This is a genomic window from Streptomyces canus 299MFChir4.1, assembly GCF_000383615.1.
Lineage (GTDB): Bacteria > Actinomycetota > Actinomycetes > Streptomycetales > Streptomycetaceae > Streptomyces > Streptomyces canus_C.
The window spans coordinates 244,260-267,268 of the sequence record NZ_KB911583.1; the positions used below are offsets into that span (position 1 = coordinate 244,260).

Consider the following 23,009-nt stretch of genomic DNA (forward strand, 5'->3'; position numbering starts at 1 on the left):
GCGCGCACCCAACCACCGGCACGCCCACCTCGTTACCATCACACCATGACAACCGGTAACGACGCCACACAGCCGGTGCCGGCCGAGCCACAACCGCCCGGCCAGCCCCGGGACGCCAGCAACCAATTCGCCAGCACCATCACCCAAGACGAACGCGCCGCCTCCGCCGCACGCCTCAAAGCCGCCAACCCCCGCATGACCTACCAACAGATCGCGGACCAACTCGGCTACAGCGACAAGGGCAACGCCTGGCGCGCCATCCAAAAGTGCCGCCAGGCCGTACTCCGCCAGGCTGGCGCCGAGCTCGTCGCATCGCAGGCTGCGCAGTTGGACAACATGTTCGTCGCGGCGATGGAGGTCCTGGAACGCGATCACGTGGTGGTCTCCCACGGCAAGGTCATCACCATGCCTGACGAGGACGGCACGGAGAGGCCCCTGGTCGATGACGGCCCCAAGCTCGCCGCGATCAGGGAGATGCGCGCCATCAACGAGTCGTACCGCAAGCTCCTCGGCGTCGACCAGCCTCAGCAAGTCGCCGTGTCCGGGTCCGTCCGCTACGAGGTCGTCGGCGTCGACACCGCGGACCTCACGTGACGACCGCCCTCGACCAGGACGCCATCGTCCGGTACGAACCCCGCGGCGCAGCACGAGACCTCTTCAAGGCCCGCGACTCCGAGGTCTTCATGGCGGGCCCGGCCGGCACCGGGAAGAGCCTCGCGTCGCTGTTCCGGCTGCACTTGACCGCCCTGCACAACCCGGACGCCCGCTTCCTCATCGTCCGTAAGACCGCGGTGTCCCTCGGCTCCACGACCCTCGTCACCTACGACAAGAAGGTCGCCGCGGACGCTCTCGCGCGCGGCATCGTCCGCTGGTTCGGCGGGTCGGTGCGGGAGGCGCCCGGCTACCGGTACTCGAACGGCGCGAAGATCGACGTCGGCGGGATGGATAAACCCGAGAAGATCATGTCGGCCGAGTACGACATGGTCTTCGCCGACGAAGCCACCGAGCTCACCATCGACGACTGGGAAGCCATCGGCACCCGCCTCCGCAACGGCAAGCTGTCGTGGCAGCAGCAGATGGGCGCCTGCAACCCCGCCCACCCCGCGCACTGGATCAAGCAGCGCTGCGACCAGGGCACGGCTCGCATGCTGCTCTCCCGGCATGTCGACAACCCGGCCTACGTCAACGCTGACGGCACCTTCACCGACGTCGGCCGGGAGTACTTCAAGAAGCTCGACGCGCTCACCGGCGTCCGCAAACTCCGCCTCCGTGACGGGATCTGGGCCGCCGCCGAGGGCCTCATCTACGAGGGCTTCGACGAGGCCGTCCACCTCATCGACCCGTTCACGATCCCCGCCTCCTGGACGCGGTGGATCACCGTGGACTTCGGCTACACCAACCCGATGGTCATGCAGTGGTGGGCCGAGGACGGCGACGGCCGGCTGTTCCTGTACCGCGAGCTGTACCACACGCGCCGCCTGGTGGAGGACATGGCCGTCCAGGCGCGCGAGCTGATGGTGTGGCCGTCTGGGCAGTGGCGGGAGCCGCAGCCCCGCGGCGTGATCTGCGACCACGACGCCGAGGACCGGGCCACGCTGGAGAAGCACCTCCAGCTGCGGACGACGGCCGCGAACAAGGCTGTGAGCCCCGGACTTCAGGCCGTGCAGTCCCGCCTGAAGCCCGCAGGGGATGGCAGGCCGCGGCTGTTCATCCTGCGGGGCGCACTCGTCGAGCGGGACGCCGACCTGGACGCGGCGAAGAAGCCGGCGTGCACGGAGGAGGAGATCACGGGCTACGTGTGGGCGGTAAAGCCGGGCAACAAGGCGGGGCTGAAGGAAGAGCCGGTGAAGGAGAACGACCACGGGATGGACGGGATGCGGTACATGGTCGCGGAGCGGGATCTGGGCGCGCGCCCGTCGGTGCGCTGGCTTTCGTAGGGTTCCCACAATCAGGTCTGATGGAGGGCGGGGCGGCTGTGAAGGTTCGGAAGGTACCTGTGCGCAGGTGGCTACAGGGATTGAATAGAGGTATGCCGGTTGTACTTGATGCGACTGGCCTTATGCTGTTGTCGGGTTCCGCCATGTTGTGGAACCTGATCGCTGGCGTCGCCGCAGCTGGAATCAGCTGCTTCGTCCTGAACTGGCGGTGCTACAGCGGCAAACAGTGAGGGGAGGGGTAGGTGGCCAGAACCCTCCTCGGCGCGATCCTCAACCGCGCTGGCACGGCCGCCACCAACCTCCCCGTCCCCCTCGTAGGCCGCTCCCAGACCTACAGCGGAGGCCTCTTCGGCTCCCGGCGCGACGCCGAAGCCCAGATGCGGGCCATGACCGCGACCGGCACCCTCTTCTCCATCGTCGACCGCACCAGCAACGCCACCGCACAGGTCGACTGGAAGCTCTACCGCAAGGCCAAGTCCGGACGGCCCGAAGACCGCGTCGAGGTCACCTCCCACGCGGCCCTGGACCTGTGGAACCGGCCCAACAAGTTCATGCCCAGGCAAGAATTCGTCGAGGCATCCACCCAGCACTACGACCTCACCGGCGAAACCGAATGGGTCATCGCCCGCGCCCCCGGCATCAAACTGCCGCTGGAGATGTGGCCCGTCCGCCCCGACCGCATGACCCCCCAGCCGGACCGGGAGACGTTCCTGAAGGGCTGGGTGTACACCAGCCCCGACGGCGAGCAGATCCCCCTCGAACTCGACGAGGTCATCCAACTCCGCCGACCGAACCCGTTGGACCCGTACCGCGGGCTCTCCCCGGTGCTGTCGATCCTCCCGGACTTGGACACCGCCCGGTACGCGGCGGAGTGGTCACGGGCGTTCTTCCTCAACAGCGCGCAGCCCGGCGGGATCATCGAGGTCCCCGTGCACTTGCAGGACCACGAGTTCGACGAGATGCGCGAGCGGTGGGCCGAGCAGCACAAGGGCGTCGGCAACGCGCACAAGGTCGCCATCGTCGAGTACGGCGCGAAGTGGGCCGACCGCACCATCAGCCAGCGGGACATGCAGTTCGTGGAGCTGCGCGGCGCAACGAGCGCGGCGATCCGTGAGGCCTACGGCATCCCGAAGTTCGCGATCGGTGACCTCGACGACGTCAACCGCGCGACCGCGGAGGCGGCGAAGGCCTGGTTCGCGGAGCAGCTGACGATCCCCCGCCTGGAGCGCATCAAGGGCGCGCTGAACAACGAGCTACTGCCGATGTACGGGCCGACGGCGGAGGGTCTGGAGTTCGACTACGAGAACCCGGTCCCTGCGGACGCGGAGACCGAGGCGGCCACGCTCACGGCCCGCGCGAACGCGGCGAAGGCCCTCGCCGACGCCAACCTGTGGGCGCCGGAAGGGATCCTCTCGGCGGTTGGCCTGCCGGAGATGGCGCCGGCGCCGGGCATGGGCGGCGACGGAACGATCAGCCCGCGTGAGCTCGGCGACATGATCCAGTCGATCTATCTGGGTGTTGGCGTGGTCATCACGTGGGATGAGGCGCGGGACATTCTCAACCGGGCCGGGGCCGGGCTGGACACGAACGTGCCTGCCCCGGTGTCGATGCCTCAGCGGGGCCGGCGTGCGGCTTCGGGGCCGGTAGAGGGCGAGCCTGAGGGGTCGTGGCCGGAGCTGGTGGCCGCCCTTGTGGAGGGTGGCGTGCCGGAGGTTGAGGGCGCGCAGCGTTGGGTGGCTGTCGCGGAGTTGGACGACAACACCTGTCAGCCGTGCCGGGACAACGACGGCCAGACCTACAAGAACCGGGCGCAGGCCTACAAGGACTACCCGGGCGGCTCCGGCTACGTGCACTGCGTGGGTGCGGAGTACGGCAACGACTGCCGCTGCAAGGTCGTCAAGCGGCGGAAGACGGAGGACGACGAATGAGCGGCAAGCCGCACGCCCTGCGCATCGGCAAGCGGACCGACGGCCCAGGCTGGACCGCCGAACTCGACGGCCAGGACATCGCGCCCGCGCTGCGCAGTCTGTCGCTGAGCGTGGACAGCTCTCCTGTGGCGACGGCGCGACTCGACCTCGTCATCGAGGACGTGTCGACGCATGCCGAGGTGGATGTGTGGATGCCGGACGCGACGAAGGATCTGCTGGTCCGGCTCGGCTGGACCCCGCCCGCCGAGGAGGCCACGCCGTGAACATCGTCATGCCCGGACGGGCGGCCGCGTTCGCCGCGAGCCAGCGAGAGCGCGCCGAGAAGCAGCGCGAGCAGCTCGGCGTGCAGGCCCGCGACTGGTATCGCATCACCAACGCCGCAGACTCTGACGAGGCCGAGGTCATGCTGTACGACGAGATCGGCGGCTGGTGGGGGCGCACCGCCGACGACCTCGTCGCCGAACTCCGCGGCATCACCGCCCCCCGGATGCGCGTGCGCATCAACTCGCCGGGCGGGTCGGTGTTCGAGGGCATCGCCATCGCCAACGCCCTGCGCGCGCACCCCGCTTTGGTGACGGTGCAGGTCGACAGCATCGCCGCCTCGATCGCCTCGGTGATCGCGATGGCCGGGGACCGCATCGAGATGGCCCCGAACAGCATGCTGATGATCCACGACGCGTCCGGGCTGTGCATGGGCAACGCCAGCGACATGGAGGAGATGGCCGAGCTCCTCGACCTGATCTCCGACAACATCGCCGACGCCTACGCCGCCCGGGCCGGCGGCACCCGCGACGAGTGGCGGGCCCGCATGCGCGCCGAAACCTGGTACCTCCCCGAGGACGCCGTCGACAACGGGCTCGCAGACGCGGCGATCGCCGCCCCGAAGGCCGCCGACCCTGTCGAGGAGCCTGTCGAGGAGGACGAGCCGGACATGGCCCGGCCGTTCGACCTCGCCGCCTACGGCTACACCGGGCCCACCCCGGCCGAGCCGCAGCCCGAGCAGGTCACCCTCACCTTCAACGTCGGCGACGCGGTCGGTGAGCAGGTGCTGGCCGCCTTCCGTGAGATGGCCGCGGGCCGGAATACCGAGCCCGAAGCGGCCGTCGAGGACGTGGTGGTCGAGGCGCCTGCACCCGAGCCTGTCGCAGTCGCCGAGCCGGAGCAGCCGGCCGCCGAACCCGAAGACGGGTGGGCGGCCCTGACCGCCCACCTCACCCAGGACGACGCCTGGTCGGCGCTCGTCACCAACCTGATCGAGCCCGACACGTCGTCCAGCGCGGCGACGGCCTGAAGGAGGCAACTGTGGCACCCACGATGACCATCCCGCGCAACTCGGCGGAACTGGCGGAGATGCTCGCCGACGGCGGCAAGCTGAAGGAGGTTATGGCCTCCCGCGAGTCCCTGACCGAGTTCATCACCGCCTACGGCGAGGCACTCCAGGGCGAGGGCACCGACCTCAACCGGCTCGTCGCCGAGGAGACGCAGCGGGTGTTCGCGCAGATGATGCGCGAGAACGGCATGGACAAGGACGCCAAGGACGGCATCCGCCGCCTCGACCTCGACCCGCAGGCCAAGCGTGGCGGCGGCATGCTCACCTCGCACCGGAAGGGCACCGCCCACAACCAGAACGCCGTCGGCGCGCAGGTCGACAGCCTGTTCGCGGACAGCATCGACTACGTCCGCAACATCTGGCACAAGAACACCCGGGCCGACGCCGAGAAGCTCGATGCGCTGCGGAACGCCGCATCGTCCGTGTCCCCGGCGGACGGCGGGTTCCTCGTCCCGGAGACGCTTCGGAGCCAGCTTCTCCAGCTCGCCCTCGAAGAGTCGGTGGTCCGGCCGCTCGCCACGGTCGTCCCGATGGAGTCGGCCCGGGTCCCGTTCCCGATGATCGACACCACCACGAACAACGGATCGGTGTTCGGCGGCATGGTCGCCTACTGGGGTGAGGAAGGCGCCGACCTCCAGGACTCCAACCCGAAGTTCGGCCGCGTCACCCTCGACGCGAAGAAGCTCACCGGCCTCAGCGCGGTGCCGAACGAGCTCCTCCAGGACAGCATCAGCAGCTTCTCGTCCCTCATCGAGACGCTGTGGCCGAAGGCACTCGCCTTCGAGGAGGACGCGAAGTTCCAGACAGGGTCCGGCACCGGCGAGCCTCTTGGCTTCCGTGGCGCAGGCAACCCGGCCGCGATCGCGGTGACCCGCACCACTGCCAGCCAGATCAAGTACACCGATGTCGTCAACATGTTCGCGCAGATGCTGCCCTCGTCGCTGTCGCGCGCAGTGTGGATGTGCGCCCCCGACGCCCTGCCGCAGCTCCTCCAGATGAGCCTCACCGTCGGCACCGGCGGCAACAGCGTCTTCGTCGTCAACGCTGCGGCGGGCATGCCGATGAGCATCTTCGGCCGGCCGCTGATCATCACCGAGAAGGCTGGAACGCTCGGCACCCGCGGCGATCTCGCATTCGTCGACCTCAGCTACTACCTCGTCGGTGACCGGCAGATCATGACCGCCGACTCCTCGACGGACTACAAGTTCGGCGCCGACAAGACCACCTTCCGCATCATCCAGCGCGTCGACGGACGGCCGTGGATCCAGTCCGCGATCACCCCCCAGAACGGCAGCACCAACAAGCTCTCCCCGTTCATCGAGCTCGCCGCGTAACCGCCCTGGCCGGCCGCGGCATTTACACCCTGCGGCCGGCTATCACCGGGCCGGCAGTGTCGCCCCGGACCGGACTCCAGACGAAAGGAACACCCGATGTCGCAGAAGGCGCTCGGCAGGATCATCAACGTCACCCCCGCGGCCGACGGCGTGTGGATCGCCCTGAAGGGCGCCGCAGCTGGCGTCACCTTCTCGTGCTTCCTCACCGGCGCGGTCGGGGACACCTACACGCTGCAGGAGGCGAAGGACTCCTCCGGTACCGGCGCGCAGAACCTCGCGATCATCACCGAGTACCACACGAACACCGGCAACGGCACGGACGCGTGGACTCGGCGCACGCAGGCGGCCGCGGCCACGATGGTCACCGCTGCTGCGGCGACGCAGAATGCGGCCGTCGTCGAGGTGGAGGGCACGTCGCTGTCCGACACCTACAAGTACGTGAAGCTCACCAGCACGGGCGCCGGTGCGGTGACCGCGATTCAGCGGGATCTCGGCGCGGGCCGCGCCCCGGCGAACCTGCCCGCCATGGGCGCCTGACGTGGCCGTGTGGGAGTGCGCGGAGTGCACGACCAAGTACTCGGTGGGCGCACCGAAGTGCCCGGAGTGCGGGTCGACGGTGCGCGTCGACGAACGGGCTCAGCCCCCGGAGGAGGACGACATGGCGAAGATCACCGTTCACGGCGGCGCATCCAATGCGGCCGCTGACGAGCCGGAAGAGGGTGAGGACGTATCAGCTGGTACGAGCTCCTCGACATCCTCCGAGAAGGAGCCGACCTCGCCCGAGACGAGCGAGACCGAGGCCCCATCGCCTGCCCGAACGACGGCGAACCGCTCTCGCAAGGGCCGGACGGGGAGCTCTTCTGCCGCTGGGACGGATGGCGGCCCGGAGGAGGGCACGTCGGAGACCGGCTCCGCTGACAAGTAAATCCACAACAGGGCGAGTTCGAGGGAGGAGGGCAGCATGACGGCAACCGGCTACACCAGCACCACCGGCGACACCCGCAAAGTCAACCGCGCGGGCGACACCATGACCGGCGAACTCGTGCTGCCCGACACCTCCCCCGACACCGACTTCACCGCCGCACCCAAGGCCTACGTCGACACCCAGGTCGGCGCCCGCGTACCCGCCTCACGGCAGGTCCTCGCGGGGACCGGTCTGACCGGCGGCGGCACCTTGGCCGCAGACCGCACCCTGGCTGTCGACTTCGGCACCACAGCGGGCAAGGTCGCGGCGGGCGACGACAGCCGGTTCCGCGCCCCCGACGTGCAGGTCTTCACCGCGAACGGCACCTGGACCAAACCAACCGGCGCGGTAACGGTCCTCGTCCACCTCGTCGGTGGCGGAGGCGGCGGAGGATCCGGCAGGCGAGGAGCCGCAGGCACCGTCCGCTGCGGCGGCGGAGCAGGCGCAGGCGCCCCCGCCTTCCACGCCACCCTCCAAGCCTCCACGCTGACGTCCACAGTCGCCGTCACCGTCGGCACCGGCGGCGCAGGCGCGGCGGCCCGCACCACGGACGACACCGACGGCGCGACCGGAAGCTCCGGCGGCGCCACCAGCTTCGGCACCTACGCCCGCGTCGGCACCAGCGGCGGAGGTGCGGGCGGTACCGCCACCACCGGCACGGGCGGCTCCAACGGTGTCGGCACCGTCACCGGCGTGACCGGCGCTGCAGCGTCCACATCGGGCGGGACCGGGTCCAACGGCAGCCCCGGCGTCCTCGCGGGCTCTGGCGGCGGTGCGGGCGGCGGGGTCTCGTCCGGGAACACCGCGAACAACGGCGGATCGGGCGGAGCGAACTCGACGAACTCCGGTGGCAGCGCCGGTGTTGCGGGCGGCTCCAGCCCGACCGCTGGCACGGATGTCGCCGCGAACAGTGGCCTGGCCGGGGCGGGCGGCGGAGGCGGGGCCGGGTCGACGACGGGCGTGGGCCAGTCGGGGGCCAACGGTGGCCTGTACGGGGGCGGTGGTGGCGGGGGCGGTGCCTCGGTCAACGGCAGCAACTCCGGTGCGGGCGGGAACGGCGCCGCAGGCATCGCGATCATCACCAGCTATTTCTGAGAGGGGGCACGATGACTGACGTAATCGCAGGGCAGCAGGTAGTGCTCCTTGCCCAGTTCTACGACTTCGTGGGCGGCTCACTCACCGATCTCGACGCCACTCCGACCATCACGGTGACCAGCGTTGCCACCGGCGCAACGGCCCTCGCCGCGACCAGCAGCGGCGTCACCCACCCTGCGATCGGCTCCTACGGCTACGCCTGGACGCCCGCGTCCACGCTCACCCCGGGCGCCTACCTCGCCACCTGGACAGGCCTTAAGACCGGCAGCCCGGTCACTGCGACGGAGACGGTCACCGTCACCGCGCCGGCGTCCGCAGAGGACGCGAACACGTCCACGGACGGCGTGTGGTTCGCGACCCGCGAGGACGTGATGCGCGCCCTCGACGTGAAGACGACAGCCCGCAACTCGCGGCAGATCGACCGCGTCCTGGAGTCCGCGTCCCGCAGCGTCGAGGACCTGTGTCACCGTAAGTTCGCCCCCGTCGTCGCCACCCGGTACTTCGACTGGCCGGACTCGCAGTACCGGCCGTCGTGGCGGATCTGGCTCGACGACAGCCAGCTGATCTCCCTCACCGCGGCCACGTCCGGGGGCGAGGTCCTCGACACGGCGAGCATCCTGTTGGAGCCGATCCGTACCGGGCCCCCGTTCAGCCGCATCGAAGTCAACCTGGGCTCCAGTGCGGCCTGGTCGTCCGGCGACACCCACCAGCGGGCCGTGGCCATTACCGGCCTGTGGGGCTACCGCAACACCGAAACTGCGGTGGGCGCCCTTGCCGAGGCCCTCGACGACAGCGAGACCGCCGTCACCGTCAACGCGGCCGCGTCCGCTGAGCTTGGTGTCGGCAGCGTCCTGCGCGTCGACTCCGAGCGCATGCTCGTCACCGGCCGCCAGATGCTCGACACCGGGCAGAACGTCGGCGGCTCCGGGCTGACCGCGCAGGCCAACAGCGTCACCCTCACCGTCACCGACGGCACCCAGTTCACGGTCGACGAGACCCTCCTCATCGACAGCGAGCGCATGCTCATCGTCGACATCGCAGGCAACCAGTTGACGGTGCAGCGGGCGTGGGACGGCAGCGTCCTCGCCGCCCACAGCCTCGGCGCGGACATCTACGCGGCCCGCACCCTCACCGTGCGCCGTGGCGCGCTCGGCACGACGGCGGCTGCCCACGGCGACGCCTCCGTCGTGCAGCGCTGGGATCCGCCCGGCCTCGTTCACGACCTGACGGTCGGCGAAGCCATCAACCGGATCTTGCAGGAGCAGGCCGGGTATGCGCGGACCGCCAAGGCGTCCTCGGGCAGCAAGTCGTCTGCGCTGGAGACGCTGTCGCTGGACGGGCTGCGGGAGCAGGTCTACAACGCGCACGGCCGCAAGGCCCGGACGAGGAGCGTGTGATGCCGGGCTTCGACGTGCGTGTCAACTCCTCAGCTTCCGGTCCGTGGGCTACCGGGCGGGCCGGGCGGGCTCTGCACGACTATGCGGACGACGTCGAGTATCAGGTGGCGCGTGAGGGCGAGCGGATGGTCCAGCAGCGCCTGCGGCAGGTCCTTCGCCACCCGACGGGCTACTACCAGTCGCGGATCAGCGTGGACCGGGCCGGGTCCGGCTACGAGGTCCACGACGGGGGTGTGATCTACGGGCCGTGGCTGGAGGGCACAGGGTCCCGCAACAGCCCGGTGACCCGCTTCCCCGGCTACTTCACGTTCCGCCGCACCAAGCCGCTCCTGGACCGCAAGGCTCCGCAGATCGCCCGCGACCTGCTGGCCCGCTACCGATCTCGGGGGCTGATCTGACATGGCCCTCGACATCCGCACCATCCTCAGCGCAGTCGAGTCGCACGCCCTGGCGTCCGGGTACTTCGCTCAGGTCAACGGCCACGAGCCCATGTCCCCGCCCATCTCGGGGATCACCGCGGCCGTGTGGGTCGAGCAGATCGGCCCGGCCCGCGGCGGCTCCGGCCTGCGATCGTCAACGGCTCGGCTGGTGCTGTTCGTGCGCCTGTACTCGTCGATGGTGCAGCAGCCAGCCGATGCGATCGACCCGGACCTCATGACCGCGCTCGACGCGCTGATGGCTGCCTACAGCGGCGACTTCACACTCGGGGACCTGGTGCAGGAGGTCGACCTCCTCGGGACCTACGGGGATCCCCTGTCGGCGCGGGCGGGCTATCTCGCTGAGGCCGGCGCGGAATACCGGGTGCTCACGATCACCCTTCCCCTCATCGTTTCGGACCTCTGGGAGCAGGTGCCATGAAATCCAGCGGGCTCGGCGACAACCTGTACATCGCAGGCTTCGACGCCTCCGGCGACATTCAGCAGCTCGGCGGTATCGGCGGCGGACCCGCGCTGCTGAACTTCACCGGCATCAACAAGAGCGCCTACGAGCGGCAAGGCGGACTGCGCTCCGGGCAGATCGAGTTCACCGCCTTCCACAACCACGTTGCGGTCACGGGCGGAACGCACGAGAAGCTGGCCGCTCTGCCGCGCGCGGACGTGATCCTGACGTACTGCCGTGGCACGGCGCTTGGTGACGCTGCCGCCAGCCTGGTGGGCAAACAGGTCAACTATGACGGCAGCCGCGCCGACGACGGCATGCTCACCTTCGCCGTGTCGGGGCAGTCCAACGGCTACGGCATCGAGTGGGGCCAGCAGCTCACTGCGGGGATCCGCACTGACACGGCGGCCACGAACGGCACGGGCATCGACACCGCAGCGTCGGCGTCGTTCGGCGGGCAGGCCTACTTGCAGGCCTTCAGCTTCGTCGGCACGGACGTCACGGTGAAAATCCAGGACAGCGCCGACAACGTGACTTTCGCCGACGTGGCCGGCTTCTCCTTCACTCAGATCACCGGCGGTACGCCGCTCGCTGAGCGGATCGCCCTCGGGCCGACGGCGACGCTGCGCCGATACCTGCGCGCGGCCACAGTGACGACGGGCGGCTTCACCTCGCTGGCGTTCGCGGTGAACGTCGTCAAGAACGAAACGACGGTGGTCTTCTGATGAGCGTCCAGCTGACCCGGATCCAGCCCGTTGCGGGCCCGGAGGCGTACAAGACGTACGAGATGCGGTCGCCGCTTGCGACGCATTGGCGGCCCGCGACGTGCGCGGAGGCGAACTGCCAGTACTACGCGGGCGGCTTCCAGGTCCGTGTGGAGGGCCTGGCGCCGCAGGTGTTGCACGCGGTGCAGCACTCCGGGCGGAAGTACACGGTGCAGCAGGTCGCCGAGGGTGAGACCTACCTCAAGTTCGAGCCCGGTACGCCGTGCCTGCAGCAGTCGCTGCATCGGGTGCGGGTGGACCGGCCGCCGCTGTACGTCGTCCGGGACGGGGACTGGCGGGGGAACCCGCGCGGTACGAAGGCCCGGCTCCACCAGAACCCAGGCAACTGGGTTGAGGACTTCGCCACGCATCAGCAGGCGATCGCCGACGAGATCGCGAAGGGGTGACGGCATGAGCGATCCGAAGCTGCGGCTGGTCATCGACGGAGTCGACGTCACCGGCGAGTACGACACCGTCGAGGCCAGCACACCGCGCGCGGTCCACGTGATCCCCACGCGCTCAGGCTCCCGGCGGCAGGCGCTGGGACCGGCAAGCTTCACCCTGCTGATCACGGCCCCTAGCGACCGCCTGTACGGGCTGGCGGACGGTGGCAAGCGGGTGCACGAAGTGAAGCTCGTCGCCGACTGGATCAACCACTCGATCACCCACCCCACGCACTTCCACTGGGGCTGGGTCGACGACGGCATCCGCAAGATGTTCGGCTCTCTCGCCCCCGACCGGGCGCGCGAAGCCAAGTGGGTCGAGGAGCTGCCCGCCCGGGCCAGCACCGCAACAGAAGGGAACTGAGCCATGAGCAAAGCGTCCGGGTTGGGCCAAACCACACTCTCTGTCGATACCTCTGCGGGCACGCCGACGGACATCCGTAACGACGTCACGAACTGGCAGATGGCCACCCCCAGGGGTGTGCAGGACACCACGGGCGTCGACAAGAGCGCGAACGAGCGGCTGCTGCTCCTCGCTGACATGTCCGTCACCTACAACGGCGTCTTCAACGCGACCGGCGCGCACCTGGTGTTCCGCACCGTGCCGTCCACCAGCGTGGCCCGCACCTGCACGAACACCGTCAACGGCGTCACCCTCGCGGGCGAACTCCTGTTCTCCGACTACCAGCTGACCCGCGCCGACTCCGGCGAACTTACGTGGAGTGCACCGGGTGCCCTTGCCGATGGCGTCGTACCTACCTGGTCATGATCACCGGCCGACAGACCAACAGCGCCACCCGTCCGCACCAAGAGAGATGACCATGGGATTCAACGCAGCCCCGCGCACCGTGCGCATCGACTTTTCCCCGGACCACCCGTACCACGGCGCCGAGGCCCGCATCCGCCACATGAGCCTCGGCGAGTGGGAAGCCGTCATCGAAAGCGACGACGACAGCGCAGTCGAGGAGATGGCGAAGCGCCTCGTCAGCTGGAACTTCACCGACGACAACGACGAGCCGATCCCCGCCACCCGCGAGGGCCTGCGCCAGGTCGACACCAGCCTCGTCACAGCGCTGAAGATGGCTTGGATCCAGTCGCTGACGGGGGTCCACGACGCTGACCCTTTGGCGCCGAGCTCGCCCTCTGGCGAGCCGTCCCTGGTGGCATCCGTGCCGATGGAAGCACTGTCACCGAGCCTGGCGAGCTGACCCGGGCCCGACACCTGCTCGGCCTGCTGGAGCGGTTCCCCGGCTACACACTCACCTCCCTGCTGGAGGAGAGCACCGAGCTGATGCGTCTGGTCGCCATCGAGCGGCTGGGCACACCCGACGTAGCGGAAGGAGGGGCCGACGATGGCTGACGACGTAACGATCACCGTGAATGTCCGTGACCTCACCGGCCCCGGCTTCAACTCCGTCAACCGCAACATCAACCAGCTACAGCGCAACGCCAACCAGGCCGGCGGATCGCTGACCACTCTCGGCGACCGGCTCGGCGACGTCTCGTCCTCGGCGTCCACCGCCGGCCAGTCTCTCGGCAAGAGCGGCGGCGGCCTCACCGGGCAGCTGATCGGCATCGGGGCGGCGCTGGGTACCGCGGTGCTCCCGGCGGTCGGGGCGGCGGCGCCAATGCTCGTGGGCCTGGCTGCCGTGGCCGGGCCTGCCGCGCTGGCGATGGGCGGGCTGAAGAAGCAGGCGAAGGAGTTGAAGGCCCCGTTCGAGGAGTGGCGGAAGACCGCGGAGAAAGCGATCCTGCCGCACACCGCGAAGGCCATGGACACCCTCAAGGGGGCGATGAAGGACCTCAACCCGGCGATCAAGACCGGGGGTGACACGTTCGGCCGGATCGCGGAGAAAGCAGCGAAGTTCGCCGACAGTCCCGCCTTCAAGTCGTCGCTGATGACGAACGTGAAGATGGGGTCAAAGTTTTTCGAGGACCTCTCCGGCTCACTCGGTGACTTCACTCAGTCGTTCCTCGACTTCGGCACCAAGTCGCAGCCCAGCCTGGACGCCTTCCAAAACCTGTTCGGCGGCCTGCTGGACACTGGGCTGCCTGGCATGTTCGAAGGCCTGGAGCAGGGCATCAGCGGCGCCTCCGACGTCATCGACGGCCTCGCCTACCTCCTCAACGACAGCCTCCTGCCGTCCCTGGGGAAGATCTCCGGATCGTTCGCGGACGCCTTCGGGCCGCTCCTCGGCGAAATGCTCATCACGGTCGGCAAGGGCGTCGAGATCGTGGCCCGCGCCTTCCAGGGCCTGATGCCGCTGCTGAAGCCGCTGGGTGATCTCCTGGCGGACGGGTTCCGTGCCCTGAACGTGGTCCTGCCGATAGCAGCGGATGCTGCGGCTAGCCTCGCCTCGAATCTGGGGGGCGCCCTGCTGGAGTCCCTGGCCTCCCTCGCGGGCATCAACCTGGACAACCTCGACGGTTTCACGGGCCTGTCGGACTGGGTGAAGGCCAATCAGGGGCAGATCCGGAAGGCGTTCTACGACGCGGGTGAGGCGATCACCGACTTCGTCACGACCGGGATTTCCACGCTGCCCACCCTCTATACAGCGTTCCGTACGGTCACGGAAGGCATCCTGACCGGCATCGACATCATGGTCAGCGGGCTCGCGACGGCGTTCGGCGGGATCCCCGGTTTGGGCGACAAGTTCAAGGAGTGGAACGAGAACTTCGACGACTTCGCGGCCGGCGCGCGCACCGGCTTGGACAAGGTCGGCGGGGACATCGACAGTTTCGTCGGTGAGACCGTGCCGCGGCTTGGCCGGGCGAAGCTGAAGATGAACGTGGACGAGGCCGTGGAGAACCTCGCCTACCTCAAGGAGCAGCTGAAGGACCCGGCCCTGACGAAGGAGCGGCGGGCGAAGCTGACTGCGGACAAGCGGGTGGCTGAGGCGGCGGTAGCGAAGGCGAAGGGTGACCTCGCCTCGTTCGACAAGAAGCAGGCCAGGGCGAAGCTGGGTGCAGACGCTGGATCGTTCTTCAGTGTCCTCGGCGCGGTGAAGGCCGCGAAAATCCCGAAGAAGTACGGGCCGGTCGCAGCGAACACGAGCGGCTTCTGGGGGGCGGTCAACGCCATCCGGGGCAAGGTGGTCGGCACGTCGTACGTGAACGTCGTACAGCGGGCCGTGAACAACGCGAAGAAGCTGATGCCATTCAGCAACAACGGCAACATCTTCCGGCACTTCGCCGACGGCGGCATGGAAGACCACCAGGCGCAGATCGCCTCAGGCGGCCCGATCAGGGTGTGGGCGGAGCCGGAGACGGGCGGCGAGGCGTACATTCCGCTGGCTACGAGCAAGCGGGGCCGGTCCCGGCAGATCGCGGCGGAGACTGTCGGCATCCTCGGTGGGAGCGTGCAGTGGTACGCCAAGGGCGGTGTGACGAAGGCTGAGGCCGAGGCGCGCCGCTCGGCGAGGGGCGATCTGACGGTCTCCCGCTTCGGCCAGTTCGCCGGATACGGACGCTCGGAGTTCGGGTCGGCTTTCGCGAAGCCCGACAGCCTGAGCGCGCTGGTCAACTCACTGAATCAGTGGCGGGGCATCATCCAGAAGGCCACCCACGGGTCAACGGAACGCACCCTGCTCAGGAATCTCGACATGTGGGGCAACGGCCTCATCCGCTGGGAGAAGCAGCTCAACTCCGTCTCCAAGAGCCTGGAGTCGGCGAAGTCCAAGCTCAACGACCTCAAGGGCGCGGCTTCCCAGCTGGCCTCGTCGGTCCGGGGCGGTGTCCTGTCGTCGGCGAGCATCACCAAGGGTGCGTCCGGTGACGGCCTGGTGACGACGTCGTCGGTGATGGCCGGGCTGACCGCGTCGCGGGACAAGGCGACGGCGTTCGCCAGCGCCTTGAAGCAGCTGAAGGGGAAGGGTCTGCGGTCGGATCTGATTCAGCAGATCGGCGAGGCCGGCATTGAGGGCGGTGGCCTGGAGACGGCGGGGGCTCTGTTGGGGGCGTCGTCGTCGGAGATCTCTTCGGTCAACGACCTGCAGAAGCAGATCACTTCGGCTGCGGCGTCTGCGGGGAAGACGACGGCGGATGCCGTGTATGCGGGGCAGATCAAGGCGCAGGACGCGCTGGTGAAGAAGCTGGGGGCGCAGCAGGACAGGTTGGTCAAGGCGATGGATCACTTGGCTAAGGGCATGGAGCGGCTCGTCGAGCGGGCGTTTGGGAAGAAGGCTGCGGGCGGGATCGTCGGCGCTGCGGCGTCGGGTGGTATCCGGGGCGGGTTGACGTGGGTGGGTGAGCACGAGCCGGAGTTGTTGCAGCTGCCGGTGGGGTCGCGGGTGTGGTCGGGTCCGGATTCGCGGCGGAAGGTGGCGCAGGCTCAGGCGCCGTGGGCGTCGATGCTCACTACGCCGCAGCGTGGCGGCCGGTCGTACGCGGCGCCTGCTGGCGGCCGGCAGGAGGTGACGGTCGTGCTGGAGATCCGGGCGGGCGACAGCGGCAGGTACTCCAACTTCCTGGTGGATGAACTGCGCAAGGCGGTCCGGGACCGCGGCGGGATCGAAGCAACGTTGAAGCCGCCACGCGGCAGGTAGGAGACAACTGTGCATCGCTACAAAGTGTTTAACGCTGCGATGGCCACCACGGCCGCGACGGCGAAGGTCACGACAGGCACAAGCATCAAGACCATGCTGCAGCTGGCCACACCATCCACGAGGCAGATCCAGCTGATCTCGTGGGGCTACAGCACGGACGCAGGGCCGTCGAGCGCTGGCGTGGTGGAGTTGATCCAGACGGATGTGGCGGCGACCGTGACGGCCCATGTGGCGGCGGGCGTGCAGCCGCTGGACCCGAACGCCCCGGCATCTCTTCTAACGCTGGGCACGACGGCTACGGGCTACACGGCGACGGCCGAAGGGACGACGACCGCGAGCCGCATCTTCGACGTCGTCCAGGTGGCTCCGGGGTCTTCGTCGGCAGGTGGCGTTTGCTATTCGTGGCAGTGGATGCCGGACGAGCGCCCGAACGTGGCGGTCTCCAAGTTCCTGCGCGTGCGTGCCACCTATGGAAGCGCCGTGAACCTCACGTGCTGGGTTTGCTTCGACGAGTAGGGGCGGATCGTGGCAGGGAGTGTTGCAGCTCGGACGATGGGCTGGCAGCGGCGTATGGGCGCCGTCGCCGGTCCCCTCGGCGCGTCCGGGGAAGCCTCCACCGGCGCGGCGGTCACCGTCGAACTTCTCGTCGCTGGGCAGTGGATCGACCTGAGCGCGGCCGGGTACGTCCTCGTCCGCGACGACAACGGGCAGATCCGCATCACCTACGGCATCACCGGCGGCGAGGGCTCCCAGACCGAACGCGCCACCGCCACGCTGCAGCTGAAGAACACCGACGGCCGCTTCAGCCCCCGCAACCCCAGCGGCCCGTACTACGGGCTCATCGGGCGCAACACCCCCATGCGGATCAGCGTGCCGGACGGCCTCGGCGGGAAGTCCTACAGGATCTGGGGTGAGATCTCGGACTGGGCACGCGGCTGGGACTCCACCGGTACCGATGTGTGGGTCGACGTCACTGTGGCCGGCCCCATGCAGCGCCTCGCCCAAGGCCCGGCCCCGGAACGCTCGGTCATCTACCAGGCCATCACCGACCCGGCTCCGGCGGGGCTGGTGGCCTACTGGCCGTGCGAGGATGCGACCGGGGCGACGTCGCTGGCGTCGGCGCTGACGACTGGCTCGCCGATGACGTGGACCGGCACTCTTGGCCTTGCGAGCTATGACGGGTTCAACGCGTCCGACCCGTTGCCTGATTTGACCAGCGCGACCCTGTCTGGCGGCGTCCCCAAGTACGACGACCCGACGGCCACGCAGGTCCGTTTCCTCGCCTACATTCCGGCGGCCGGTCTGTCGCTGGGCAAGGTGTTGGTGGCGATCGATCAGCTTGACTACAGCGCCGGGTCCTCCCAGTTCTGGGAGGTGTTCTACGACACGGCCACCCGCAGCCTGACGATCCGTACCTGCGCCTCCGACGGCACCGTCCTGGGTGCGGAGCTGCCCCACGATCTCGATGTCCGCGGACGCCTCCTGTACGTCAGCGTCGAGCTGCAGGAGGCGGGGACGAGCATCACCCGCACGCTGCGCCTGAAGGACGTCAGGACCCTCCAGACGTACACGGTGTCGGACACGGTCGCGCTGACCCAGCTGACCCGGGTCACACGGGTGCAGTTCGGGCCCGCGTCGCGTGCGGTGTCCGGTGCGGCGGGCACTGCAACTCTGCCGGGTGTTGCGGTCGGTCACGTCACGGTGGAGACCGCGATCACGGCGATCGATGCGCTCGGCGTGCGCCTCAACCCGATCGGGGAGACGGCCGGGCGCCGCATCCAGCGGCTGTGCGGCGAGGAGGGGGTGGCGGTCGACTGGGTCGGCGACCTCGACGACACCGTGCAGCTCGGCGCGCAGGGCAAGGCCAACCTGCTCGCGTTGGTGCAGGAGTCGTGTCTGGCGGACGGCGGGCTGCTGTACGAGTCGCGGGCCGTCCTCGGCCTCGGCTATCGCACGCGGGCATCGCTGTACGCGCAGGATGCGGCGCTGGTCCTGTCGTACCCCGGGTTCAACCTGTCTGAGACGCCGACGCCTACCGAGGATGACCGGCTGACGCAGAACATCCTGACCGTCACCGTGAACGGGGTGTCGGCGACCTTCGAGGAGACGGACGGCCCACTCGGGACGGCGACGGTCGGCAAGTACGGCGAGTCCAACGGGCTCACCCTCAACCTCGCCCACAACGACCAGGCGACCCTCCTCGACCACGCAGCGTGGCGCGTCCACCTAGGCACAGTCGACGAAGAGCGGCACCCGCAGATCAGCGTGAACCTCGCCCACCCGTCCATCACCCCCGACATGCGGCGGGCGATCCTCAGCCTGCGCCTCGGCGACCGCGTCCAGATCACCAGCCCGCCCACCCCATGGTGCGCACCCGACACCATCGACCAGCTACTCCTCGGTATCGAGGAGACCATCACCAAGCTCCAGCACCGGCTCACCTTCACCTGCGCGCCATCGTCGCCGTACAACGGCATCGGCTACCTCGACAGTGCGGGCGCCCGCATCGACATCGACGGCAGCGAGCTCGTCTCCGCGGTGTCCGCCGGCGCGACAAGCATCGACGTCATCCCCTCCGGGACGAACACCATGCTCTGGTCGACCGACGCGGCGGACCTGCCGTTCACGGTCCGGGCCGGCGGGGAGGTCATGACGGTCACCGCAGTCACGCCATACGTCTCAGACACGTTCACCCGCGTCACCGCGAACAGTTGGGGAACCACGGACACGGGGCAGGCGTGGACACAGACCGGCGGCGTCGCTGCGGGCCGGGCCACGACCGGCACCGAGGCCACGCACTCGCTGGCCGCAGTGAACGCCTCCTACTACGACACCGTCACCGCGCCCGCGGCGGATGTGGACCTGCGGGCCGACTTCGCGACGAGCGCCCTGGCGACGGGGGGCAGCCAGTACACCGGCCTGGTCGCCCGCTTCATCGACGCCAGCAACATTTACTATGCCCGGCTGACGTTCACGACGACGCAGGCTGTGCAGGTGGTGTTGCAGAAGCGGGTGGGCGGCACGCAGTCGGACCTTGCCACGGTCACGGCGACGGAGCTCACTCATGCTGCGGCCGCCTACTTCACGCTCCGCCTCCGGGTCGTCGGGACGAGCCTGTACGCGAAGGCGTGGCCGCGCGGCGGGGTGGAGCCGGGGGCATGGCATGCGACGGCGACGGACGATTCGCTGCAGGCGCCGGGGGCGGTGGGGGTGCGGTCGATTCTCGACTCGGCGAACACGAACCTTTTGCCGGTGACCGTGTCGGTGGACAACTTCCAGTTGACGAACGTTCAGACGATGACCGTGACCCGGGCGGTCAACGGCGTCTCGAAAGCCCAGGTGGCCGGCGAAGACATCCGGCTCGCCTACCCCACGATCATCGCCCTGTAAGGAGGACGCTGTGGCCGAGCAATACCCCACCCTCTCAGGCGGCCAGCGGATCAACGGCGCCCTGCTCCGCAGCATGTTGCCCCTGTTCGCCCGCAAGACGAGCGACACCCAGCGGGCCGCAACCACGTCCGCAAGCGCCGACCCCCACCTCCAGTTCGACGTCGAAGCGGGCGCCGTGTACGCCATGGACGGCTGGATCAAATACGACGGCCCGGCCGCCGCAGACCTCAACATCGACTGGTCCGCCCCGTCCGGGTCCCTCGGCGAGTGGTACTGCTGGGGCGCCGGACATTCCCCGGTGATCACGTTCTCGGCGGCCGGTGCCGCGCAGTTGGACACGCAGGGCGGGCGCGGCTACCCGGCCCGCATGGAAACCAACGACATCACCGCGGCCCGCTCGTTCGGCACGCTCGGCACCGGGATCACGCCCCTGACCCTCACCCTCGGCGGGATCCTCCGCGTCGGCTCGACGGCCGGCACGTACTCGTGCGACTGGGCTCAGCTGGTCTCGGACGCGTCGCCGGTGACGTTGTACACGGACTCGTGGCTGCGGTTGCAGCGCATCGCTTAGGAGACGCGGATGGCGAACTACCAGGTCACGGCCAGGAATTCGGAAGGGATGCCGGTGGTGGCGGTATCGATCGGGTCGATCGACCAGGAGGGCCAGGTGGTGTCGGAGATGGTCATCGTGAACGCGGTCCGCGATGCCTTGGCTGGGGTGGCGGGGGTGGAGTCGGTGGTGAAGCGGAAGTTCGAGCAGGTCATAACGATCGTCTGAGGAGAGTGCGATGGCTACACCACTGAGTGCGGACCGGCTGCTGGCGGTACTGAAGGCCGAAGGCCTGAGCGTGCACGAGCATGCGGGCTGGCGCACCCACGAGCGGGACGACGAGACCGGCAAGACCTTCGGCCCGGTGTACGGGGTGCTGATCCACCACACCGCCGGACACGGCGACAAGGAGATCTGCTTCAACGGAAGACCGGACTTGCCCGGCCCGCTGTGCCACAACTGGCTCGGCAAAACGGAGGGCTTGTGGATGCTGTCGGCGGGCCGAGCGAACCATGCCGGCCTGGTGGACGCGGACGTGATTGCCGCGTTGCGGTCCGAGTCGTCGCCGCTGCCGAAGGACAACGAGGCGAACGCGGACGGGAACGACTCGCTGTACGGGCTGGAGATCGAGAACCGTGGTGACGGGGCGGACCCGTATCCGGCCGAGCAGTACCGGCAGGCGGTGTTGTGGGCGGCTGCGCTGTGTCGGGCGCATGGCTGGTCGGAGCGGTCGGTGGCGGGGCACAAGGAGTGCCAGCCGGGGAAGATCGACCCGTCGTTCGACATGGACGTGTTCCGGGCTGATGTGCGGAAGCAGTTGACGAAGACCGCAACGTCGACGCCGAAGCCGACGCCGTCGAAGCCGCGCGTGGATCTGTCGCGGCTCGTGAGCGCGGCGAAGGCCGACCCGGGCGCCAGGCAGGGCCACGTCACATACATGGCGGGGGTGAACCTGACCGAGGCGGCGCTGGTGCAGGTCGGCTACCTGTCGAAGACCTACGCGGGGGACGGCTCGTTCGGGTCGCGGACGGTCGACGCGTACGCCCGCTGGCAGCGCCACCTCGGATACACGGGCGCCGACGCCAACGGGATCCCCGGCGGCGCCTCGCTGGCCAAGCTCGGTGACAGGACTGGCCTGTTCACCGTGGTCGCCTGAACCGAAAGGGAACGATCATGCCTCTCTCTGATGCGGAACTCTGGGCTGCGGCGCTCGCCGTCGTCCTGCCGCCCATCATCGCCATCGTCAACCAGCCCAGATGGTCCGGAGCGGTCAAGGCGATCTTCGCCCTGGTCGTCGCCGCCATCGTCGGCCTCGGAACCGCCTACTTCAACGGCGACTTCAACGGCCGCACCATCGTGAGCTCCATCCTCATCGCGGTCATCGTCATCGGTACGACCTACCACACCCTGTGGAAGCCGTCCGGGATCGCGCCCGGGATCGAGCGGGCCACGTCGACCGGCACACCACAGCACGCAGCCGAGTAGGAGCCCCGCTTGGACGCCACCACCATCGGCACAGTCCTCGCGAGCGTAGGGGTGCTGTCCACCGCGGTGGTGGCGTACATCGGCAAGCGCGGCGAGAACAGACTGTCCCGCTTCAACTCCATGACCGACCAGCTCCAAGAGGAGCTCGGCCGTAAGACGACCGAACTGGCTGCTGCGCAGACCGAAGTCGTCTCCCTGCAACTACAGCGACGCAGCGATCTCATCCGCATCACTCAGCTGGAGATCGAGGTCACCCGACTCGGAGGAACCATCCCGCCATGACCCGGACAGAGCGCACGATCGTCTTGCACTGGCGCGGCCTCGCGGTCGTGTGCGCCCTCGTCGCTCTGTTCGGGATCTCCCTGGTGCTGTGGCACCGCATCGACGCGCAGGACCGCGAGCAGGACCAGCGGTATGCGGCCGCTGCGAAGGAAGCGGATCTGCGGGGGACGGCGGTGTCGACGCTCGCGGGGGACGTGCGGGCGCTGCGGGAGCAGGTGAAGGCGGAAGGCGCTACCCCGGTGGCACCCGACCCGACGAAGGCCGTGGCCAATCTGCCCGCCCGGGCGGAAGTACCTGTGCCGATCCCGGGGCCGCGGGGACCCGAGGGTGAGCCCGGCCAGGCTGCCCCGACGATCACGCCCGCGCCGGGGGCGTCGGGTGCTCCGGGGCAGCCTGGTGCGGACTCCACGGTGCCCGGCCCGCAAGGGCCTCAGGGGGAGCCAGGGGCAGACTCGACCGTTCCTGGTCCACAGGGGCCCCAGGGTGAGCGCGGCGAGCAGGGGCCAGCAGGGCCAGCGGGGCAGTCCTGCCCTGACGGCTATTCGTGGCAGGCCCCGTCCTGGGATCCGGACGCCTTGGTCTGCCGGAAGGATGACGCGTCGCAGCCGGGGGACGCCCCGGGGAAGCAGCAGGGTGTAGCGCTGCTGGCTCTGTGGGGTGTGACGCAGCGACGGCAGGCCGCTTAGC

Annotated in this window: 25 protein-coding genes; all 25 read left to right on the top strand. The window is 69.0% G+C overall.

Going from position 1 to position 23,009, the window contains the following annotated elements; translation table 11 throughout:
• Nucleotides 1-45: 45 nt before the first annotated feature.
• The 25 genes from H293_RS0105150 (at nucleotide 46) to H293_RS49125 (ending at nucleotide 23,008) form a co-directional block, all read left to right on the top strand.
• Entirely contained in the window at nucleotides 46-594 is a 549-nt protein-coding gene (locus tag H293_RS0105150; RefSeq protein WP_158694398.1) for a hypothetical protein, read from the top strand.
• Nucleotides 591-1,937: a phage terminase large subunit gene (locus H293_RS0105155; protein WP_020116815.1), complete on the top strand. Its 1,347-nt coding sequence runs from the start codon at nucleotides 591-593 to the stop codon at nucleotides 1,935-1,937. The genes H293_RS0105150 and H293_RS0105155 overlap by 4 nt, the downstream gene beginning before the upstream one ends.
• A gap of 242 nt (nucleotides 1,938-2,179) precedes the next feature.
• The gene (locus H293_RS0105160) at nucleotides 2,180-3,865 is read left to right on the top strand and encodes a phage portal protein (RefSeq protein WP_020116816.1); all 1,686 of its coding nucleotides are present in this window, start codon (nucleotides 2,180-2,182) and stop codon (nucleotides 3,863-3,865) included.
• The gene (locus H293_RS0105165; protein ID WP_020116817.1) at nucleotides 3,862-4,128 is read left to right on the top strand and encodes a hypothetical protein; all 267 of its coding nucleotides are present in this window, start codon (nucleotides 3,862-3,864) and stop codon (nucleotides 4,126-4,128) included. The genes H293_RS0105160 and H293_RS0105165 overlap by 4 nt, the downstream gene beginning before the upstream one ends.
• A complete protein-coding gene (locus tag H293_RS53660; protein ID WP_020116818.1) occupies nucleotides 4,125-5,156 on the top strand; it encodes a head maturation protease, ClpP-related in 1,032 nt (343 codons plus the stop codon). The genes H293_RS0105165 and H293_RS53660 overlap by 4 nt, the downstream gene beginning before the upstream one ends.
• Before the next feature lie 11 nt (nucleotides 5,157-5,167).
• Nucleotides 5,168-6,529 carry a phage major capsid protein gene (locus H293_RS0105175; RefSeq protein WP_158694399.1) on the top strand — a complete coding sequence of 454 codons (1,362 nt, stop codon included), beginning with the start codon at nucleotides 5,168-5,170 and terminating at the stop codon, nucleotides 6,527-6,529.
• A 96-nt stretch (nucleotides 6,530-6,625) separates the two neighbouring features.
• The gene (locus tag H293_RS0105180; protein ID WP_020116820.1) at nucleotides 6,626-7,066 is read left to right on the top strand and encodes a hypothetical protein; all 441 of its coding nucleotides are present in this window, start codon (nucleotides 6,626-6,628) and stop codon (nucleotides 7,064-7,066) included.
• A 424-nt stretch (nucleotides 7,067-7,490) separates the two neighbouring features.
• Entirely contained in the window at nucleotides 7,491-8,588 is a 1,098-nt protein-coding gene (locus H293_RS58355) for a glycine-rich domain-containing protein (protein WP_020116822.1), read from the top strand.
• Nucleotides 8,589-8,599: 11 nt separating this feature from the next.
• A complete protein-coding gene (locus H293_RS53665) occupies nucleotides 8,600-9,985 on the top strand; it encodes a hypothetical protein (protein ID WP_158694400.1) in 1,386 nt (461 codons plus the stop codon).
• The gene (locus H293_RS0105200; protein WP_020116824.1) at nucleotides 9,985-10,383 is read left to right on the top strand and encodes a hypothetical protein; all 399 of its coding nucleotides are present in this window, start codon (nucleotides 9,985-9,987) and stop codon (nucleotides 10,381-10,383) included. Before H293_RS53665 ends, H293_RS0105200 begins: the two co-directional genes overlap by 1 nt.
• 1 nt (nucleotide 10,384) lies before the next feature.
• Nucleotides 10,385-10,843, top strand: a complete 459-nt coding sequence (locus tag H293_RS0105205; RefSeq protein ID WP_020116825.1) for a hypothetical protein — start codon at nucleotides 10,385-10,387, stop codon at nucleotides 10,841-10,843.
• The gene (locus H293_RS0105210; protein WP_020116826.1) at nucleotides 10,840-11,589 is read left to right on the top strand and encodes a hypothetical protein; all 750 of its coding nucleotides are present in this window, start codon (nucleotides 10,840-10,842) and stop codon (nucleotides 11,587-11,589) included. Before H293_RS0105205 ends, H293_RS0105210 begins: the two co-directional genes overlap by 4 nt.
• On the top strand, nucleotides 11,589-12,035 hold the full coding sequence (locus tag H293_RS0105215; RefSeq protein ID WP_020116827.1) for a hypothetical protein: 447 nt from the start codon (nucleotides 11,589-11,591) through the stop codon (nucleotides 12,033-12,035). The genes H293_RS0105210 and H293_RS0105215 overlap by 1 nt, the downstream gene beginning before the upstream one ends.
• A 4-nt stretch (nucleotides 12,036-12,039) precedes the next feature.
• Nucleotides 12,040-12,435: a hypothetical protein gene (locus H293_RS0105220; RefSeq protein WP_020116828.1), complete on the top strand. Its 396-nt coding sequence runs from the start codon at nucleotides 12,040-12,042 to the stop codon at nucleotides 12,433-12,435.
• A 99-nt stretch (nucleotides 12,436-12,534) separates the two neighbouring features.
• Nucleotides 12,535-12,840, top strand: coding sequence for a hypothetical protein (locus H293_RS0105225; protein ID WP_020116829.1), 306 nt, complete (start codon nucleotides 12,535-12,537; stop codon nucleotides 12,838-12,840).
• A 46-nt stretch (nucleotides 12,841-12,886) separates the two neighbouring features.
• Nucleotides 12,887-13,279, top strand: coding sequence for a hypothetical protein (locus H293_RS0105230; RefSeq protein WP_020116830.1), 393 nt, complete (start codon nucleotides 12,887-12,889; stop codon nucleotides 13,277-13,279).
• Between the two features lie 144 nt (nucleotides 13,280-13,423).
• Nucleotides 13,424-16,615 (top strand): hypothetical protein, encoded by a 3,192-nt coding sequence (locus H293_RS0105235; protein ID WP_020116831.1) that lies wholly within the window; start codon nucleotides 13,424-13,426, stop codon nucleotides 16,613-16,615.
• Nucleotides 16,616-16,624: 9 nt separating this feature from the next.
• A complete protein-coding gene (locus H293_RS59895; protein ID WP_020116832.1) occupies nucleotides 16,625-17,131 on the top strand; it encodes a hypothetical protein in 507 nt (168 codons plus the stop codon).
• 9 nt (nucleotides 17,132-17,140) lie between these two features.
• Entirely contained in the window at nucleotides 17,141-20,005 is a 2,865-nt protein-coding gene (locus tag H293_RS0105245) for a hypothetical protein (protein WP_158694401.1), read from the top strand.
• A 10-nt stretch (nucleotides 20,006-20,015) separates the two neighbouring features.
• Entirely contained in the window at nucleotides 20,016-20,576 is a 561-nt protein-coding gene (locus tag H293_RS0105250) for a hypothetical protein (RefSeq protein WP_020116833.1), read from the top strand.
• Between the two features lie 9 nt (nucleotides 20,577-20,585).
• Entirely contained in the window at nucleotides 20,586-20,783 is a 198-nt protein-coding gene (locus tag H293_RS0105255; protein ID WP_020116834.1) for a hypothetical protein, read from the top strand.
• A 10-nt stretch (nucleotides 20,784-20,793) separates the two neighbouring features.
• The gene (locus H293_RS0105260; protein ID WP_020116835.1) at nucleotides 20,794-21,711 is read left to right on the top strand and encodes an N-acetylmuramoyl-L-alanine amidase; all 918 of its coding nucleotides are present in this window, start codon (nucleotides 20,794-20,796) and stop codon (nucleotides 21,709-21,711) included.
• Between the two features lie 17 nt (nucleotides 21,712-21,728).
• Entirely contained in the window at nucleotides 21,729-22,040 is a 312-nt protein-coding gene (locus H293_RS49120; protein WP_020116836.1) for a hypothetical protein, read from the top strand.
• 9 nt (nucleotides 22,041-22,049) lie between these two features.
• A complete protein-coding gene (locus tag H293_RS0105270) occupies nucleotides 22,050-22,322 on the top strand; it encodes a hypothetical protein (RefSeq protein ID WP_020116837.1) in 273 nt (90 codons plus the stop codon).
• On the top strand, nucleotides 22,319-23,008 hold the full coding sequence (locus H293_RS49125) for a collagen-like domain-containing protein (protein WP_063746908.1): 690 nt from the start codon (nucleotides 22,319-22,321) through the stop codon (nucleotides 23,006-23,008). The genes H293_RS0105270 and H293_RS49125 overlap by 4 nt, the downstream gene beginning before the upstream one ends.
• The last annotated feature ends 1 nt before the right edge of the window (nucleotide 23,009 follow it).